The sequence below is a fragment of the Streptomyces albidochromogenes genome (assembly GCF_005981925.1).
GTDB classification, from domain to species: domain Bacteria; phylum Actinomycetota; class Actinomycetes; order Streptomycetales; family Streptomycetaceae; genus Streptomyces; species Streptomyces albidochromogenes.
The window spans coordinates 39,143-55,802 of sequence record NZ_VBVX01000005.1 but is presented as its reverse complement, the minus strand read 5'-3'; the positions used below and the strand labels follow the sequence as shown (position 1 = coordinate 55,802).

Below are 16,660 nucleotides of genomic sequence, written 5' to 3'. Positions count from 1 at the left end.
TGTCGGCGGTGCGGGCGCCGCGCCCCTTCCGTAGTCCCCACTCTTCCGTCCCCGCAGGTGGGAACCCATCCGCACAGCTACTCATCTCCCGCACTGAGTACGGGTACTCACGCCTGTGTGCCCCACCCCGGCCGCGCCGGACGGCGGCTGGTGACGAACGCGTCCGCGCGCGTACTCCCCCCTGCCCCAGCGGGGTTGTCAGTGCCGGCCGCTAAAGTCCCTGGCATGGCACGGATTGTGGTGATCGGCTCCGGGATGGGCGCGATGGCGTCCGCCGCCCGGCTGGCCGTCGCGGGACACCGCGTGGCGGTGTACGAGCGCGCGGCGACGTACGGCGGCGCGCTGGGCAGGTTCGAGCGGGACGGCTTCGTCTTCGACACGGGGCCGGGCCTGCTGCACCTGCCCGCCGTCTACCGGGACCTGTTCGCCAAGACCGGCAAGGAGTCCCTGGAGCAGTGCGTCGGGCTCGTGCCCGTGGACCCGGCGAGCCGCCACCTGTTCGCCGACGGTACGGACGTGTCGCTGCCCAACGCCTCGCGGGCGGGCATCGTCTCGGCCCTGGACGCGGCGCTGGGGTCCGGCGCGGGTGACCGGTGGGGCGCGTTCCTGAACCGGGCGCGCGACGCGTGGGACAGGACCAGGCGCCCTCTGCTCGAAGAACCGCTGTGGCCCGACTGGCAGGTGCTGGGACGCGACCCGTATCCGGCGGCGCCCCGGCGCAGGATGCTGCGGCGCGATCTCGTCGCGGCCACGGTGGCGGAGATCGGCGCGTGGGAGCTGGCCGAGCCACGGCTCGCCGCCCTGCTCGACAGCCACGCCCTGGCGTACGGGCTCGACCCGCGCACCGCGCCGGCCGCCGCCGCCGTGCTGCCGTACATGGAGCAGACCTTCGGCAGCTGGTACGTGCGCGGCGGGATGCGGGAGCTGGCGCGGGCGCTGTACGAGCGGTGCCTGGCGCGGAAGGTGGAGTTCGCCTTCGGCGCCGAGGTCGTCGCGGTCGCGGAGAAGGACGGCCGCGCGGCGGGCGTGGAGCTGGCCGACGGCACGGCCGTCGCGGCGGACTCGGTGGTCTTCGGCGGCGACCCCCGCCTCCTCGGCGGCATGACGCCGGGGCGCGAGGTGTGGGCCGGGGGCGATGTCGTGCCGGGGCCCGTTCCCCCGAGCCGGCTCACGGTCCTTCTGGCGCTGCGCGGCGGCCGCCCGGACGGGACCGCGCACCGGACGGTGGTCCACTCCCCCGACGCGGGCGCGGAGGCGTCGGCGGCGTTCACCGGGGAGCACGCCGAGCGCCCCACGGTCACCGTGCTGCGGCCGGACGATCCGCTGACCCGCCCGGACGACGCCCACGAGGCCGTCACGCTCACGACGACCGTGGCCCCGCAGGGGCCCGTCGACTGGACGGACGAAGCCCTGGTCGCGCGGAACGCCGACGCGGTGGTCGAGGCCGCGCTCGCCGCGGTGCCGGATCTGCGCGAGCGCCTGCTGTGGCGCGAGGTCCGCACGCCGGCGGACACCGCGGCCGCGACGGGAGCGCCGGGGGGTTCGGTGCCGCCGCCCTCGCTGGCGGGCGCGGCGGGCCGGCTGCTGCACCCGGGCAACAGCACCCGGCTGCCGGGTCTCCTGCTGGCCGGCGGCTGGGCCCATCCCGGCGGCGGACTGGCGCACGCCGGGATGTCCGGGGCCCTGGTCGCGGGGCTCCTCGTCGAGGGGGAGGGCTTCCGGGGCTCGCAGTAGGGGCGCGGGCGGCCGGGTCAGTAGCGGTACTGCTCGTTGTAGCCGGTGGCCGGGTCAGTAGCGGTACTGCTCGTTGTAGCCGGTGGCGTCGTAGCCGTTCTGGTACGGCTCCTGGGCCGGCTGTTCGCCGCCGAAGGGCTGCTGTTCGCCGTCCCGCTGCTGCGGGACCCACACGCCGCCGGGCGGGGTGTCGCCGCCGTACTGCGGGGCTGCGTAGCCGTAGTCCTCCTGGCCGCCGTACTGCGGCGTGCCGTAGGGCTGGGTGCCGATGTACGGGTCGGAGTAGGCGGCGTACTGCTGCTGGCCCGCCGGGTAGTCGTACGGGCCGGCGTACGTCTCCTGGTTCGGCTGGTCGTAGCCGGTGTAGGTGTCGTAGCCGCCGTAACCGGCCGCGAACGCGTCGTTCTGGGACTGCTGCTGGGCCGCGTACGCCGCGACGTCGTACACGCCGTACTGCCCCGTCTCGTCCGGCACCGGCTGCGTCGGCGTGTACACCGGCTCGTCGGATTCGGCGGGTTCGTACGCGAGGTCCGACACCTCCAGCGTCGGCTCCTGCTCGACGGGGCGCGCCCCGCGCTTGCGGCGGCGGCTCTCGCCCGGCTTGCCGCCGATCGCCCAGCCGGTCGAGAAGCCCCGGCGGAACGACAGCGTGACGTACGTCTGGCCGATCGCGAACGCGACGGCGCCGCCCGCGATGACGAACACGGACGGCATCAGCACACCGAGGACCACGCCCATGAACCCGGCGAAGGCCAGCAGCCGCCACCTCAGCCGCGCCTTGTACTGCAGCAGCACTTCGCCGAGCAGCCACAGTGCGACCACCCCGAACGCGATGTAGAGGACCGCCCAGCCCATGCCCGCCCCTCTCATACGGCCGCCGCCGTGAAGGGTGGCGGGTACGGCCGGTCAGGACTGCTCGTGCAGTCCGAGATTCTCGTAGATCTCGAGCGTCGCCGTGGAGTTGTTGAGCGTGATGAAGTGCAATCCGGGTACGCCCTCGGAGAGCAGCCTCGCGCAGAACTCCGTGGCGAACTCGATGCCAATGGAGCGTACAGCGGCCGGATCGTCCTTGACGGCGAGGATCCGCTCTTTCACGGCGGGCGGGAAGTGCGCGTTGCTGAGCTGCGGAAGTCTGTCGAGCTGTTTGACACCGGTCACGGGCATGACCTCGGGGATGATCGGCGTCTCGCAGCCGGCCGCCGCGACGCTGTCGCGCAGCCGCAGGTAGTTCTCCGGATCGAAGAACATCTGGGTGATCGCGTAGTCGGCGCCGGCCCGGCACTTGGCGGTGAAGTGCGCGATGTCGGTGTCCCAGTCGGTCGACCGCGGGTGCATCTCGGGGAAGGCCGCGACGCCCACGCAGAAGTCGCCGGACTCCTTGATGAGCCGGACCAGGTCGGCGGCGTACCGCACGCCCTGCGGGTGCTTGACCCACTCGCCCATAGGGTCGCCGGGCGGGTCTCCGCGCACGGCGAGGATGTTCCGGATCCCGGCGTCCGCGTACTGGCCGATCATGTTGCGCAGTTCGGCGACGGAGTGGTCGACGGCCGTGAGGTGCGCGACCGGGGTGAGCGTGGAGTCGGAGGCGATCTGCTCGGTGGCCCCGACCGTGCCGGCCCGGGTGGACCCGCCCGCCCCGTACGTCACGGAGACGAAGCTGGGGGCCACGGCCTCGACCCGGCGCAGCGCGTTCCAGAGGTTCCGCTCGCCCTTCTCGGTCCGGGGCGCGAAGAACTCGAACGAGTACGTGGTCTTGCCGGTCGCGAGCAGATCACGCACGGTGGGCGCGTGATCCGTCCTGGTCGAAGCTGTGCCAAGGGCCATATCCGCAGGTTAACGAGGGCGCGGCGAGGACCCAACAATAGGGAGGGTTTTGTCCATATTGCCGGATTATTGTCCACCTGTCGGACAGTCGTGGACACTCCCGGGCGCTCACAGCCTCACCCGGCGTACGCCCTGACCCGCTTCGCCAGCGCGGCCGCGGCGGCGGCCGGGTCGTCGGCCTCGGTGATCGCCCGGACGACGACCACCCGGCGGGCGCCCGCGTCCAGCACCTCGTCGAGATTGCCCGCGTCGATGCCGCCGATCGCGAACCACGGCCGGTCCTGGCGCAGCCCGGCGGTGTACCGGACGAGGCCGAGGCCCGGGGCGTACCGGCCGGGCTTGGTGGGGGTGGGCCAGCAGGGGCCCGTGCAGAAGTAGTCGACGCCGGGCTGGGCCGCGGCGGCGTCGACCTCGGACTCGGCGTGCGTGGAGCGGCCGACGAGAACGGCGTCGCCGAGGACGGCGCGCGCGGCCGGGACGGGCAGGTCGCCCTGGCCCAGGTGCAGCACGCCCGCGCCGATGGCGTGGGCCACGTCGGCGCGGTCGTTCACGGCGAGCAGCTTGCCGTGCCTGCGGCAGGCGTCGTCGAAGACCTGGAGGTGCTCCAGCTCCTCGGCCGCCTCCATGCCCTTGTCACGCAGCTGCACGATGTCCACGCCGGAGGACAGGACGGCGTCCAGGAACTCCGGGAGGTCGCCCTGCCGCTTGCGCGCGTCCGTGCAGAGGTACAGCCGGGCATCGGCGAGCCGCTCGCGCGCGGCGGCGCCGGCCGGCGGCGTGGATGTGGACGCGGGCATGGCGGTGTCCCCCCGGGTGGTGGGCGGCGCACGGGCCGGTGGGGCCCGCGCACCGCGTCGGTTGTGTCGGCTGAGGTCAGACGGCCAGCGCCTGGGCGCGCCGCCTCACCTCCGTGCCGCGATTCTCACTCAACGCCTGCGCGGGGGTGCCGGGCAGGGTCGGGTCGGAGGTGAAGAGCCACTCGAGCATCTCTTCGTCGGAGAAGCCGTCGTCCCTCAGGAGGGTCAGGGTCCCTGCGAGACCCTTGACCACCTTGTTGCCGTCGATGAAGGCGGCAGGCACCTGGAGCACCCTGTTCTCTCCGCGCCGTACGGCGATCAGCTGGCCTTCCTTGACCAGCTGCCGGACGCGCGTCACCTCGACATCGAGCATTTCCGCGATGTCGGGGAGGTTGAGCCAGGCGGGGACGAGAGCATCGATCTTTGCGTCAATCTCGGTCACGGGACAAGCGTGCCACCTGGGACTGACAGTCGGTAGTCGGGGCCTGCCGTACGGGCCGCGGTGCCCGCCTAAAGGGTGGCGGACTTGAGCGGTACGGACGGATCGGCGGCCCGCTCCGGGTCGAGGAGCGCCCCCGACGCGATGAGTCTGCGGCCCTGCGCGAGGTCGCGCGGACGCGCCACGGTGAGCAGGGCGACGAGCGCCCCGTCGCGCAGCCAGCACACCGACCAGGCGGCGCCGGCCGGGTCGCCGCGCCACACCGTGGTATCCGCCTGGGCGTGGTGGCCCGCGTACTGCACGAAGCGGCCGAACTGCTCGGACCAGAAGTACGGCACCGGGTCGTAGTCCTGCGGCTCCCGGCCCAGGATGTTCGCCGCGACCGTGCGCGGTCCCTGGAGCGCGTTGTCCCAGTGGTGGACGAGCAGGCGCTCCCGGTAGCGGGCGGAGGGGAAGGACGCGCAGTCCCCGACGGCGTACACGTCCGGTCGCGAGGCGCGCAGACGCGCGTCGGCGGTGACCGAGCCGTCCGCGCCTAGGGCGATGCCGGAGCCGGCGAGCCAGGCCGTGGCGGGCCGGGCGCCGATGCCGACGACCACCGCGCCGGCCGGGAGCCGCCGGCCGTCGTCGAGGACGACCGTGCCCGGTTCGACGCGCGCGACGCGGGCGCCGGTGAGCAGTTCGGCGCCGCTCTCGGCGTACCAGCCGGCCATGGGAGCGGCGACCTCGGCGGGAACGGTCCCGGCGAGCGGCCGGTCGGCCGCCTCCACGACGGTCACCGCGCAGCCCGCCTCGCGGGCGGCCGTGGTGAACTCCGCGCCGATCCACCCCGCGCCGACGACCACGACGTCGTGCTGCCGGTCGAGGACGGGCCGCAGCCGGGCGGCGTCGTCGAGGGTGCGCAGGAGGTGGACGCCGGGTACGCCCTCGCCGCCGGGCAGGGTCAGGGGCAGGGCGCCGGTGGCGACGACCAGCACGTCGTACGGGACCGGGCCCGAGGGCGTGTCGATCTCGTGCGCGCCGGGGCGCACGCCGGACACCTCGCGCCCCAGGTGAAGTGTGATGCCGAGCGCCTCGAAGTCGACGTCGAAGGCCGAGCCCTCGGCCGTGCCGAGCAGCACCGCCTTGGACAGCGGGGGCCGGTCGTACGGCTGATGCGGCTCCGCGCCGATCAGCGTGACGGAGCCGGTCCAGCCCTGCTCGCGCAGGGCCACGGCGGTCTGCACGCCGGCCATTCCGGCGCCGACGATGACGACGCTCCGCTGTGTCTGCCTCTGATCGCTCACCCGGTCACTCTAGGACGGCAGGTGCGGCCGCCCCGAGGGCCGTGGCGGGAGATATCTGACACACCGTCACACGAGCGGCGCCGGCAGCTCCTCGACGACGCTCGTGCCGCTGCCCTCCTGCGACTCCCACGCCCAGGTCTCCTCCAGCCGCACCCGCCCGTCGGGCAGGCCGACCACCGTCGACGTGCAGTGGCCGCTGGAGGTGGTGCCGTCCCGCTTGAGCTGTACGTAGCGGAAGTCCAGCGCGTCGCCCTCGCGGGTGCCGACGAGGTGGCCGTGTACGACGTCGCCGCCCACGTAGTCGGCCCAGATCCGGCCGTCCCGCTCGTGGTAGGTGAACCGGGTCCGTGTGCCCACCTGGCCCGGGGCCTGGTCGGCGACGGGTGAGAGGACGAGTCCGTCGAGCGAGCGGGCCACAGCGATTGCTCCCTTACAGCGCGTCGGGGCCGGGCGTTAGGGTGGCCACCGTACTGCCGAGGTCCGGGAGGAGATCCACGGGCCCCGGCGGGAAACCACTCGCGGGAGTCCGGGCGCACCGGGCTGAGAGGGAGGCTGGCCGGCCTCCGACCGTACGAACCTGATCCGGGTCATGCCGGCGAAGGGAGGGGCTGGACGCCCATGTCGCGTACATCAGACGTCCTCGTTGTCGGGGGCGGGATCATCGGCCTGGTCACGGCGTGGCGCGCCGCGCGGGAGGGACTGCGCGTCACCGTCGCCGATCCGCGTCCGGGCGGCGGCGCCGCGCGGGTCGCGGCCGGGATGCTCGCCGCCGTCACCGAACTGCACTACGGCGAGGAGACGCTGCTCGGGCTGAACCTCGCCTCCGCCGAGCGCTACCCGGCCTTCGTCGCCGAGCTGGAGGCGGCGAGCGGGCAGGACACCGGTTACCGCGCGTGCGGCACGCTCGCCGTCGCGCTCGACACGGACGACCGCGCCCACCTGCGCGAACTCCACGCGCTCCAGCACCGCTCGGGCCTGGAGTCCCAGTGGCTCACCGGGCGCGAATGCCGACGCCTCGAGCCGATGCTCGCGCCGGGCGTGCGCGGGGGCCTGCGCGTGGACGGCGACCACCAGGTCGACCCGCGGCGACTGGCCGCCGCCCTGCTGACGGCCTGCGAGCGGGCCGGTGTGCTCTGGCACCACGGCTGGGCCCAAAACCTGTCGGTCGTACGGGAGAAGGCCACCGGGGCGGTACTGGCGGACGGCACGGAGCTGGCGGCGGACCAGGTGGTCCTGGCGGCCGGCAGCCTCAGCGGGCGGCTCGCGGGCGTCCCGCGGGACGTGCTGCCGCCGGTACGGCCGGTGAAGGGGCAGGTGCTGCGGCTGACCGTGCCGCGCGCGTACGCGCCGTTCCTCAGCCGGACGGTGCGGGCGGTGGTGCGCGGCAGCCACGTCTACCTCGTGCCGCGCGAGAACGGCGAGCTGGTCGTCGGGGCGACGAGCGAGGAGCTCGGCTGGGACACGACGGTCACGGCGGGCGGCGTGTACGAGCTGCTGCGCGACGCGCACGAGCTGGTGCCCGGGATCACCGAACTGCCGCTGACGGAGACCCTCGCGGGGCTGCGCCCCGGTTCCCCGGACAACGCGCCGCTGCTCGGGCCGACCGCGCTGCCGGGGCTGCACCTGGCCACCGGGCACTACCGCAACGGGGTGCTGCTCACGCCGGTCACGGGGGACGCGATGGCCGCCGTGCTGACCGGCGGGGAGCTGCCGGACGTGGCGCGTCCGTTCAGCCCGCTGCGGTTCGCGCCGGCCTCCACGGCCTCCCCCTCCCCCGCCGTCTCCCCCGACGCCGTACCGCAGGAGCAGCCCGTATGACCGTTTCCGTGAACGGCGAGATCCGCGAGGTCGTCGCCGGTACGACGCTGGGCGCGCTCGTGGCGACCCTCACGCGGGCCCCGTCCGGGGTGGCCGCCGCCCTCAACGAAACCGTCGTACCGCGCGGGCAGTGGGATTCCACCGCGCTCGGCGACGGCGACCGCATCGAAGTGCTCACCGCAGTACAGGGAGGCTGAACCATGGCCGACGACCTTCTGACCATCGGCGACACGACGTTCTCCTCGCGTCTGATCATGGGCACGGGCGGGGCGCCGAGCCTCGACGTGCTGGAACGCTCCCTGGTCGCGTCCGGGACCGAGCTGACGACCGTCGCGATGCGGCGGCTGGACCCGAGCGTACAGGGATCGGTGCTCGGCGTTCTGGAGAAGCTCGGCATCAGGGTGCTGCCGAACACCGCGGGGTGCTTCACGGCGGGCGAGGCGGTGCTGACGGCGCGGCTCGCCCGGGAGGCGCTGGGGACGGACTGGGTGAAGCTGGAGGTCGTCGCGGACGAGCGGACGCTGCTGCCCGATCCGGTCGAGCTGCTGGACGCGGCGGAGACGCTGGTGGACGACGGCTTCACCGTGCTCCCGTACACCAACGACGATCCCGTGCTCGCGCGGAAGCTGGAGGACGTGGGGTGCGCGGCGATCATGCCGCTGGGGTCGCCGATCGGCTCCGGGCTCGGCATCCGCAACCCGCACAACTTCCAGCTGATCGTGGAGCACGCGCGCGTGCCGGTCGTTCTGGACGCGGGGGCGGGCACCGCGTCGGACGCCACGCTGGCGATGGAGCTGGGGTGCGCGGCGGTGATGCTGGCGTCGGCGGTGACGCGGGCGCAGAAGCCCGTGCTGATGGCCGAGGCGATGCGGCGCGGGGTGGAGGCGGGACGGCTGGCGTACCGAGCGGGGCGGATCCCCCGGCGGCACTTCGCCGAGGCGTCGTCGCCCGCGGCGGGCCTGGCAGCGCTGGACCCGGAACGCCCGGCGTTCTGACCGGGGGCCGGCCGCGCGGCTTCCGGGAGGTGGGGTGCGGGCAGGGGGAAGGAGCCCCGCACATGTCGGCGCCTGTCACAGCTCGGCTGCAGTACCGTCGCCGCCTCGCCCGGGGCGGCGGGGCTGTCGGCGGCGGCTCGTAGACTCGCCCCGTGGATACGACGCTTCAGGACCCGCTCGTCGGGCACGTGCTCGACGGCCGTTACCGCATCGACGCGCGCATCGCCGTCGGCGGCATGGCCACGGTGTACCGGGCCGTCGACACCCGCCTCGACCGGGTGCTCGCCCTCAAGGTGATGCACCCCACGCTCGCCGCCGACGCCTCCTTCGTGGACCGGTTCATCCGCGAGGCCAAGTCGGTCGCCCGCCTCGCGCACCCGAACGTGGTCGGCGTCTTCGACCAGGGGACCGACGGGGCGTACGTCTACCTGGCGATGGAGTACGTCGCCGGCTGCACCCTGCGCGACGTGCTCCGCGAGCGCGGCGCCCTCCAGCCCCGGGCCGCGCTCGACATCCTGGAGCCCGTGCTGGCCGCCCTCGGCGCCGCTCACCGCGCCGGTTTCGTCCACCGGGACATGAAGCCCGAGAACGTGCTGATAGGGGACGACGGCCGTGTGAAGGTCGCCGACTTCGGTCTCGTACGGGCCGTGGACACCGTCACCAGCACCACCGGCTCCGTCCTGGGCACCGTGTCGTACCTCGCGCCCGAGCAGATAGAGCACGGCACCGCCGACACCCGCGCCGACGTCTACGCCTGCGGTGTCGTGCTGTACGAGATGCTGACCGGCGCCAAGCCGCACACCGGCGGCACGCCCGCGCAGGTGCTCTACCAGCACCTCCACGAGGACGTGCCCGCTCCCTCCGCCGCCGTGCCGGGCCTCGCCGTCGAGCTGGACGAACTCGTCGCGGCCGCCACCGCGCGCAATCCCGAGATCCGTCCGTACGACGCCGTCGACCTCCTCGCGCGGGCCAGGGTGGCCCGCGCCGCCCTCGGCGACGAGCAGCTCGACGCGATGCCGCCGCAGGGCCGCCCCGCGGTGACGCACGACGGCTCCGAGGACCGTACGAGCGTCATCCCGCGCGCCGTGGACACGGCCGGCGGTACGACCGGCGGCGCCGCCGACGAGCCCCTCAACCGCACCAGCCGCCTCCAGATGCCCCCGCCCGGGCCGCCGGCCCCCCGGCGGGCCCGCGCCCTCGTACTGGCGCCGAGGCGCGGCACGGCCGCCGTCGTCGCCGCCGTCCTGCTCGTCCTGGGGATCGGCGCCGGCGTCTGGTACGTCAACTCCGGGCAGTTCACCCGCGTCCCCTCGCTCCTCGGGCAGACGGAGAAGGAGGCCGCGAAGCGGCTCTCGGCCGCCGGTCTGGACGTGAAGAAGGTGCGGCGCGAGTACAGCGAGGCGTACGACCGCGGCACCGTCATGAACAGCGACCCGGCCTCCCGCGCCCGCGTCCGCGACAACGGCTCCGTCACGCTGGTCGTCTCGCGCGGCCCGGAGACGGTGAAGGTGCCCGATGTCGCGGGGCTGCCGCTGGCCAGGGCCAAGGCGGACCTCAAGAAGGCCGCACTGGCCCCCGGCATCGTGACCAGGGCGTTCGACGACGACGTACCGCAGGGCTCCGTCGTCGGTACGGACCCGCGCGCCGGCACCGAGCGGCACCCGGACTCCGCGGTCGCCATCGTCGTCAGCAAGGGCTCCCGGATCGAGGTGCCCGACGTGACCGGTGAGAGCGTCGAGGACGCCACCTCGGAACTGGAGGACGCCGGTTTCGCCGTGAAGGTCGCGTCCGGCCGGATCACCTCGCCGCACGAGGCGGGGGCCGTCGCGAAGCAGTCCGCCGCCGAGGGCTCGGCACTCGCCGAGGGCGACACCGTCACGCTGACCGTGTCCAAGGGGCCGCGCATGGTGGCCGTGCCCGACGTGGTCGGCGAAAGCGTCGACGACGCGAAGCAGGCGCTGCGCGACGCGGGCTTCGAAGTCGAGGTCGACCGGCCCTTCCTCTCCTTCAGCGACGAGGTCGCCGGCCAGTCGGTCGAGGAGGGCGACAAGGCCCCGGAGGGCAGCACCGTCACCATCAGGACCAAGGGCGGCCTGTAGGCGGCCGCCGGTGGGCCGGGAGGGTCCGCCGGTCCTGGCATCCTTGACGGCGATGAGCAACGCACCTTTCCCCTCCCGCAACCCCGTCGGCGGTCACGTGCCCGTGGCCGGCGGCCTCGCCACGACCGGTCTCGCCTACGCCCGCGAGATGGGCGCCGAGGCCGTCCAGGTCTTCGTCGCCAACCCACGCGGCTGGGCGACGCCCACCGGCAACCCGGCCCAGGACGAGCTGTTCCGCGCCGCCTGCGCCGCCGAGCGCATACCGGCGTACGTCCATGCCCCGTACCTGATCAACTTCGGCTCGCACACCGAGGCGACCGTGGAGCGGTCCGTCGAGTCGCTGCGGCATTCGCTGCGCCGCGGCCGGGAGATCGGCGCGCTGGGCGTGGTGGTGCACACCGGCTCGGCGACGGGCGGCCGGCCGCGCTCCGAGGCGCTCGCGCAGGTACGCACGCACCTGCTGCCGCTCCTCGACGAGCTGACGCACGACGACGACCCGTTCCTGCTGCTCGAATCGACGGCGGGGCAGGGCTCCTCGCTGTGCTCGCGCACCTGGGACTTCGGCCCGTACTTCGAGGCGCTCGACGCGCATCCCAAACTGGGCGTCTGCCTCGACACGTGCCACATATTCGCGGCGGGACACGACCTCGCGGGGCCCGGCGGGATGAAGCAGACGCTGGATCTGCTGATCGACACGGTGGGCGAGGGACGGCTCAAGCTGATCCACGCCAACGACTCCAAGGAGGGCGTCGGCGCCCACAAGGACCGGCACGAGAACATCGGCGCGGGCCACATCGGCGACGAGCCCTTCGGGGAGCTGTTCTCCCACCCGGCGACCGAGGGCGTACCGCTGACGATCGAGACGCCCGGGGGCAAGGAGGGCCACGCGGCGGACGTGGCGAGGCTGAAGGAGCTGCGTGACTTCTGAGCACTCCTGAAACCCGTTGAGGAATACCCCTGGGGGGTATACGGTTGGGTCTGTAGGCAGGAACCGCTACTTGGGGGCTCACGATGCAACAGGACGGGCACGCGCACGACACGCACCACGGTCACGAGAGCCGGCACGACCACGACGGCCACACGGCCGACGCAGCCCACTCAGAGCACGCGACACACGGCGACCACGGGGCACACCAGAACCACGGCGCCCACACCCACGGCAAGGTCAGCTGGTCCATGGCCGCCCGGGCCACGCTCCACTGCCTCACCGGATGCGCCATCGGCGAAGTGCTCGGCATGGTCATCGGCACCGCGCTCGGCTGGGGCAACGTGCCGACGATGGTGCTGGCGATCACCCTGGCCTTCTTCTTCGGTTACGCGCTGACCCTGCTCGGCATCCTCAAGGCCGGCGTCGGCTTCAAGGCCGCGGTCCGCGTCGCCCTCGCCGCCGACACCCTCTCGATCGCCGTGATGGAGCTGATCGACAACGGCGTACTGGCCCTGTGGCCGGGCGCGATGGACGCGCATCTCACCGACTGGATGTTCTGGGGCGTACTCGCCTTCGCACTCTTCGCCGCGTTCCTGATCACCACCCCCGTGAACAAGTGGATGATCGGCCGCGGCAAGGGCCACGCGGTGGTCCACCAGTACCACCACTGAACACCCCGGAGCGCCACCCCGGCGGACGCCTACAGCTCGGGGCCGTCCCCCGGCTCCTCCTGGTACGAGTACCGCTGCTCCCGCCAGGGGTCGCCGACGTTGTGGTAGCCGCGCTCCTCCCAGAAGCCCCGTCGGTCCGCCGTCATGTACTCGACGCCCCGGACCCACTTGGGCCCCTTCCAGGCGTACAGGTGCGGCACGACCAGGCGCAGCGGGAACCCGTGCTCGGCGGTGAGCAGCTCGCCGCCCTTGTGCGTGGCGAAGATCGTCCGGTCCGAAGTGAAGTCCGCGAGCCGCAGGTTCGCGCTGAAGCCGTACTCGGCCCAGACCATGACGTGCGTGACGCTCGGCGCGGGGGGTGCGAGTTCGACGAGCGTACGAGCGAGTACGCCACCCCATTCGGCCCCAAGCATGCTGAATTTCGTGACGCAGTGCAGATCGGCCTCGACCGTGGCGAACGGGAGCGCCGAGAACTGTTCGTGGCTCCAGCAGTGCTTGTCACCGTCGGCCGTGGCACCGAATACGCGGAACTCCCAGCGATCCGGCTTGAACTTGGGTACAGGACCGTAGTGGGTGACGGGCCAGCCACGCTGCAGCCGCTGCCCCGGCGGAAGCTCGGGCTGCGTTGTTTCGTGATGTTCCCGGCTTTCCGGCTGACCCATGAGTCCATGGTGACAGACGGCGAAGGGTGGTCATGACCAGGTCTGACCCTATTCGGGGCAACTCCTGATAAGCCTGCACTTACTGGACGCCCCTTGATCCTCGATGCGAGGATGCGCGAAACCTGCCCAGTACTACGCCTGGAAGGAGCCTCTGCGATGCAGGGCGACCCCGAGGTCCTTGAATTCCTCAACGAGCAGCTGACCGCCGAGCTGACTGCCATCAACCAGTACTTCCTGCACGCCAAAATGCAGGACAACTTCGGCTGGACGAAGCTCGCGAAGTACACCCGGGCCGAGTCCTTCGACGAGATGAGGCACGCGGAGACACTGACCGACCGGATTCTGTTCCTGGACGGCCTGCCGAACTACCAGCGGCTCTTCCATGTGCGGGTGGGGCAGACCGTCACCGAGATGTTCAAGGCCGACCGGCAGGTCGAGGTCGAGGCGATCGACCGCCTCAAGCGGGGCATCGAGGTCATGCGGGCCAAGGGCGACATCACCTCGGCGAACATCTTCGAGGACATCCTCAAGGACGAGGAGCACCACATCGACTATCTCGACACCCAGCTCGAACTGGTCGAGAAGCTCGGTGAGGCGCTCTACATCGCGCAGCTGATCGAGCAGCCGGAGAGCTGAGCCGGCCCGGCCCGGCGGCGCGCCGTCAGGCCGCTTCGGAAAGGGGCGCGTCGACGAGGGCGGTCTCGGCGAGCGCCGTCCCGCCGCTCTCGATCAGGGTGCGCCGGGGGCACGCCCCGCGGCCGAGCAGCCCCTGGATCGTGCGGACGCAGGAGCCGCAGTCCGTCCCCGCCTTGCTGACCGAGGCGATCTGGCGCGGTGTGCAGGCACCGGCGGCAGCGTGCTCCTTGATCTGCTGATCCGTTACGCCGAAGCAGGAACAGACGAACACGCGGCACACCTCCTGACCTGGGCGAGGGGGACGACTAATCGGTAAGGTCAACCTAACCTTACCCGCCGTCCCCCGCACGCAAAAGCCCTGGGCCCGATACGACTGTGGGGCGCGGATCACATTCGATCCGCGCCCCACATCCGTACTGCCGCCGCTCGGCTCCGACGCCTACTGGTCGCGGTACATCTCGGCGACCAGGAACGCCAGGTCCAGCGACTGGCTGCGGTTGAGCCGCGGGTCGCAGGCCGTCTCGTAGCGCTGGTGCAGGTCGTCGACGAAGATCTCGTCGCCGCCGCCCACGCACTCCGTGACGTCGTCGCCGGTCAGCTCGACGTGGATGCCGCCCGGGTGCGTGCCCAGGTCCTTGTGCACCTCGAAGAAGCCCTTGACCTCGTCGAGCACGTCGTCGAAGCGGCGCGTCTTGTGGCCGGAGGCCGCCTCGTAGGTGTTGCCGTGCATCGGGTCGGTCACCCACGCCACGGCCGCGCCGGAGGCGGTGACCTTCTCGACCAGCTCGGGGAGCTTGTCGCGGACCTTGTCGGCGCCCATGCGGACGACGAAGGTCAGCCGGCCGGGCTCGCGGTCCGGGTCGAGCTTGTCGACGTAGCTCAGCGCCTCGTCGACCGTGGTCGTCGGGCCGAGCTTCACGCCGATCGGGTTGCGGATCTTCGACGCGAACTCGATGTGCGCGCCGTCGAGCTGGCGGGTGCGCTCACCGATCCACAGCATGTGGCCCGATACGTCGTACAGGTGGCCCGTACGCGAGTCGACCCGGGTCAGGGCGCTCTCGTAATCCATGAGCAGCGCTTCGTGCGAGGCGTAGAACTCGACCGTGCGGAACTCCGCGGGGTCGGTCCCGGCCGCCTTCATGAAGTTCAGCGCGTTGTCGATCTCACGGGCGAGCTGCTCGTAACGCTGCCCGGAGGGCGACGACTTCACGAAGTCCTGGTTCCAGGCGTGTACCTGGCGCAGGTCCGCGTAACCGCCGGTGGTGAAGGCGCGCACGAGGTTCAGCGTCGAGGCGGACGCGTGGTACATCCGCTTCAGCCGCTCGGGGTCCGGGATCCGGGCCTTCTCGGTGAACTCGAAGCCGTTGACGGAGTCGCCGCGGTAGGTCGGCAGGGTGACGCCGTCGCGGGTCTCGGTCGACTTGGAGCGGGGCTTGGAGTACTGGCCGGCGATCCGGCCCACCTTGACGACGGGCACGGAGGCGGCGTACGTCAGTACCGCGCCCATCTGGAGAAGGGTCTTGAGCTTGTTTCGGATGTGGTCGGCGGATACGGCGTCGAAGGCCTCGGCGCAGTCGCCGCCCTGCAACAGGAACGCCTCGCCCTTGGCGACGGCTCCCAGTCGGGCGCGCAGCTGATCGCACTCGCCCGCGAAGACGAGCGGCGGATACGACTCGAGGTCCGCGATCACATCGCGCAGAGCCTCGGCATCGGGGTACTCGGGCTGCTGCGCCGCGGGAAGGTCTCGCCAGGTGTTGCCACCCTCAGGGGTGGTCTTAGCGTTCACGGTCACCCTGACAACATTACGGGGTCAGCCCGCCAGTCCATTCTCTGGCCCACCAGATGAGACGCCCGTCTTCGCCAGGGCCCGCTCCCCCGCGCTCGGCGCGGCGAGGGCCAGACCGCGGTGGGTGCGGCGCAGCATGAGGCGGGCCATGAAGGGATGCACCCTGCGTACGACGCCCCAGTAGAGGCGCCCGCGCGTGGTGTCGGCCCTGGCCACCGTGCTGAGCGTCACATACCGGTCGTCGATCAGGATGGACGCCCGCGCCGTGACGCCCGCCGTGTCGACGTTCATCAGCAGTTCGCCGCCCTCGCGCGCCACGACCGGGAAGGCGTCCCGCAGGATGCCCGTCCAGCCGTCCGGATCGCGCGGCATCCCGGGCAGGAGTTCCATCCGGTAGGCGTCCCGGTAGGCCGGGCGGTCGAGGGCGGTACGGATCAGCGCGGCCCTCTCGGGGATGTCCACGGCGGCCGCTCTGCCCCAGTTCAGCCGGTGCAGCAGCCGCACCCACGGCGACCAGCGCACGGGGCTCTCCACCGCGCCGGCCGCGACCCGCTCGATGTTGTCGAAGACCTCCTCGACCACCGTGCCGTGGACCGCTTTGACGACCGCCCGCCACAGCAGGAGCCGGGCGCCCCGCGGGTCCTGCTCCAGGACGTGCCGTACGACGCAGCGTCCGGGCCCGAGCGGCTCCACCGTCATCTCGTGGAACCCGTTGTCGGGCGGCGCGAAGGCGAAGCGGACACGGCGGCCCGGTTCGTACGCCGCGACGCTGTAGCGGACCGGCCCGTGACCACCGGAGGCCCCCACGGCGAGCGGGCCGTCGAAGGACATGGGCTCCCAGGCCGGCGTGGGGAAGATCGGGTCGTCCGTCGCGGAGAGGCGGTCGAGCAGCGACCCGACCACCTCTGCGGGGGCCTGGACGACGCGCTCGTGGACATCGCGGATCTCGCTCATGACGAACCTCCATACGCTGGCGTATGGTCAA

At 72.3% G+C, this 16,660-nt stretch carries 18 protein-coding genes and 1 riboswitch; of the genes, 8 read left to right on the top strand and 10 right to left on the bottom strand.

Annotation, left to right across the window (positions count from 1 at the left end; genetic code table 11):
- Positions 1-225: 225 nt before the first annotated feature.
- The gene (locus E2E34_RS01580; protein WP_138900087.1) at positions 226-1,734 is read left to right on the top strand and encodes a phytoene desaturase family protein; all 1,509 of its coding nucleotides are present in this window, start codon (positions 226-228) and stop codon (positions 1,732-1,734) included.
- A gap of 54 nt (positions 1,735-1,788) precedes the next feature.
- Here E2E34_RS01580 and E2E34_RS01575 read toward each other — a convergent pair whose 3' ends face one another.
- From E2E34_RS01575 to E2E34_RS01550, 6 genes are all read right to left on the bottom strand, one after another.
- Positions 1,789-2,589, bottom strand: a complete 801-nt coding sequence (locus E2E34_RS01575; RefSeq protein ID WP_138900086.1) for a hypothetical protein — start codon at positions 2,587-2,589, stop codon at positions 1,789-1,791.
- 51 nt (positions 2,590-2,640) lie between these two features.
- Positions 2,641-3,558 carry a methylenetetrahydrofolate reductase [NAD(P)H] gene (gene metF, locus E2E34_RS01570; RefSeq protein ID WP_138900085.1) on the bottom strand — a complete coding sequence of 306 codons (918 nt, stop codon included), beginning with the start codon at positions 3,556-3,558 and terminating at the stop codon, positions 2,641-2,643.
- Between the two features lie 116 nt (positions 3,559-3,674).
- Entirely contained in the window at positions 3,675-4,355 is a 681-nt protein-coding gene (thiE, locus tag E2E34_RS01565) for a thiamine phosphate synthase (RefSeq protein ID WP_138900084.1), read from the bottom strand.
- A gap of 76 nt (positions 4,356-4,431) precedes the next feature.
- On the bottom strand, positions 4,432-4,797 hold the full coding sequence (locus tag E2E34_RS01560) for an Rv2175c family DNA-binding protein (protein ID WP_138900083.1): 366 nt from the start codon (positions 4,795-4,797) through the stop codon (positions 4,432-4,434).
- Between the two features lie 68 nt (positions 4,798-4,865).
- Entirely contained in the window at positions 4,866-6,029 is a 1,164-nt protein-coding gene (locus E2E34_RS01555) for an NAD(P)/FAD-dependent oxidoreductase (RefSeq protein ID WP_244315459.1), read from the bottom strand.
- Between the two features lie 117 nt (positions 6,030-6,146).
- Complete coding sequence (locus tag E2E34_RS01550) at positions 6,147-6,497, bottom strand: avidin-fold protein (RefSeq protein WP_138900081.1); 351 nt, start codon at positions 6,495-6,497, stop codon at positions 6,147-6,149.
- Between the two features lie 91 nt (positions 6,498-6,588).
- Positions 6,589-6,701, top strand: a riboswitch (TPP riboswitch).
- Between E2E34_RS01550 and thiO the strand changes: the two genes are divergently transcribed.
- From thiO to E2E34_RS01520, 6 genes are all read left to right on the top strand, one after another.
- Positions 6,699-7,898, top strand: coding sequence for a glycine oxidase ThiO (thiO, locus tag E2E34_RS01545; RefSeq protein ID WP_138900080.1), 1,200 nt, complete (start codon positions 6,699-6,701; stop codon positions 7,896-7,898). It overlaps the preceding riboswitch by 3 nt.
- A complete protein-coding gene (gene thiS, locus E2E34_RS01540; protein ID WP_138900079.1) occupies positions 7,895-8,095 on the top strand; it encodes a sulfur carrier protein ThiS in 201 nt (66 codons plus the stop codon). Before thiO ends, thiS begins: the two co-directional genes overlap by 4 nt.
- Positions 8,096-8,098: 3 nt before the next feature.
- Positions 8,099-8,893, top strand: coding sequence for a thiazole synthase (locus E2E34_RS01535; RefSeq protein ID WP_138900078.1), 795 nt, complete (start codon positions 8,099-8,101; stop codon positions 8,891-8,893).
- 152 nt (positions 8,894-9,045) lie between these two features.
- Positions 9,046-10,992, top strand: a complete 1,947-nt coding sequence (pknB, locus tag E2E34_RS01530; protein ID WP_208765113.1) for a Stk1 family PASTA domain-containing Ser/Thr kinase — start codon at positions 9,046-9,048, stop codon at positions 10,990-10,992.
- Between the two features lie 52 nt (positions 10,993-11,044).
- Entirely contained in the window at positions 11,045-11,920 is an 876-nt protein-coding gene (locus E2E34_RS01525) for a deoxyribonuclease IV (RefSeq protein WP_138900077.1), read from the top strand.
- 83 nt (positions 11,921-12,003) lie between these two features.
- A complete protein-coding gene (locus tag E2E34_RS01520) occupies positions 12,004-12,591 on the top strand; it encodes a DUF4396 domain-containing protein (protein ID WP_138900076.1) in 588 nt (195 codons plus the stop codon).
- 29 nt (positions 12,592-12,620) lie between these two features.
- On the opposite strand, the gene E2E34_RS01515 is transcribed toward E2E34_RS01520, so the two are convergent.
- Positions 12,621-13,253 carry a sulfite oxidase-like oxidoreductase gene (locus tag E2E34_RS01515; protein ID WP_138900075.1) on the bottom strand — a complete coding sequence of 211 codons (633 nt, stop codon included), beginning with the start codon at positions 13,251-13,253 and terminating at the stop codon, positions 12,621-12,623.
- 156 nt (positions 13,254-13,409) lie between these two features.
- Here E2E34_RS01515 and bfr point away from each other — a divergent pair, with 156 nt between their 5' ends.
- On the top strand, positions 13,410-13,889 hold the full coding sequence (bfr, locus tag E2E34_RS01510; protein ID WP_138894380.1) for a bacterioferritin: 480 nt from the start codon (positions 13,410-13,412) through the stop codon (positions 13,887-13,889).
- A 25-nt stretch (positions 13,890-13,914) separates the two neighbouring features.
- Here bfr and E2E34_RS01505 read toward each other — a convergent pair whose 3' ends face one another.
- From E2E34_RS01505 to E2E34_RS01495, 3 genes are all read right to left on the bottom strand, one after another.
- The gene (locus E2E34_RS01505; RefSeq protein ID WP_167518174.1) at positions 13,915-14,160 is read right to left on the bottom strand and encodes a (2Fe-2S)-binding protein; all 246 of its coding nucleotides are present in this window, start codon (positions 14,158-14,160) and stop codon (positions 13,915-13,917) included.
- 168 nt (positions 14,161-14,328) lie between these two features.
- Positions 14,329-15,681 (bottom strand): class II 3-deoxy-7-phosphoheptulonate synthase, encoded by a 1,353-nt coding sequence (locus tag E2E34_RS01500; protein WP_138900073.1) that lies wholly within the window; start codon positions 15,679-15,681, stop codon positions 14,329-14,331.
- Positions 15,682-15,699: 18 nt separating this feature from the next.
- On the bottom strand, positions 15,700-16,629 hold the full coding sequence (locus E2E34_RS01495) for a DUF2867 domain-containing protein (RefSeq protein WP_138900072.1): 930 nt from the start codon (positions 16,627-16,629) through the stop codon (positions 15,700-15,702).
- Positions 16,630-16,660 lie beyond the last annotated feature (31 nt).

Bases quoted from the DNA above. Each gene is read 5' to 3' on its own strand.
- E2E34_RS01580 (WP_138900087.1), top strand. From the start codon at position 226: ATGGCACGGATTGTGGTGATCGGCTCCGGGATGGGCGCGATGGCGTCC.
- E2E34_RS01575 (WP_138900086.1), bottom strand. From the start codon at position 2,589: ATGGGCTGGGCGGTCCTCTACATCGCGTTCGGGGTGGTCGCACTGTGG.
- metF (WP_138900085.1), bottom strand. From the start codon at position 3,558: ATGGCCCTTGGCACAGCTTCGACCAGGACGGATCACGCGCCCACCGTG.
- thiE (WP_138900084.1), bottom strand. From the start codon at position 4,355: ATGCCCGCGTCCACATCCACGCCGCCGGCCGGCGCCGCCGCGCGCGAG.
- E2E34_RS01555 (WP_244315459.1), bottom strand. From the start codon at position 6,029: ATGGCCGGCGTGCAGACCGCCGTGGCCCTGCGCGAGCAGGGCTGGACC.
- thiO (WP_138900080.1), top strand. From the start codon at position 6,699: ATGTCGCGTACATCAGACGTCCTCGTTGTCGGGGGCGGGATCATCGGC.
- thiS (WP_138900079.1), top strand. From the start codon at position 7,895: ATGACCGTTTCCGTGAACGGCGAGATCCGCGAGGTCGTCGCCGGTACG.
- E2E34_RS01535 (WP_138900078.1), top strand. From the start codon at position 8,099: ATGGCCGACGACCTTCTGACCATCGGCGACACGACGTTCTCCTCGCGT.
- E2E34_RS01525 (WP_138900077.1), top strand. From the start codon at position 11,045: ATGAGCAACGCACCTTTCCCCTCCCGCAACCCCGTCGGCGGTCACGTG.
- E2E34_RS01520 (WP_138900076.1), top strand. From the start codon at position 12,004: ATGCAACAGGACGGGCACGCGCACGACACGCACCACGGTCACGAGAGC.
- E2E34_RS01515 (WP_138900075.1), bottom strand. From the start codon at position 13,253: ATGGGTCAGCCGGAAAGCCGGGAACATCACGAAACAACGCAGCCCGAG.
- bfr (WP_138894380.1), top strand. From the start codon at position 13,410: ATGCAGGGCGACCCCGAGGTCCTTGAATTCCTCAACGAGCAGCTGACC.
- E2E34_RS01495 (WP_138900072.1), bottom strand. From the start codon at position 16,629: ATGAGCGAGATCCGCGATGTCCACGAGCGCGTCGTCCAGGCCCCCGCA.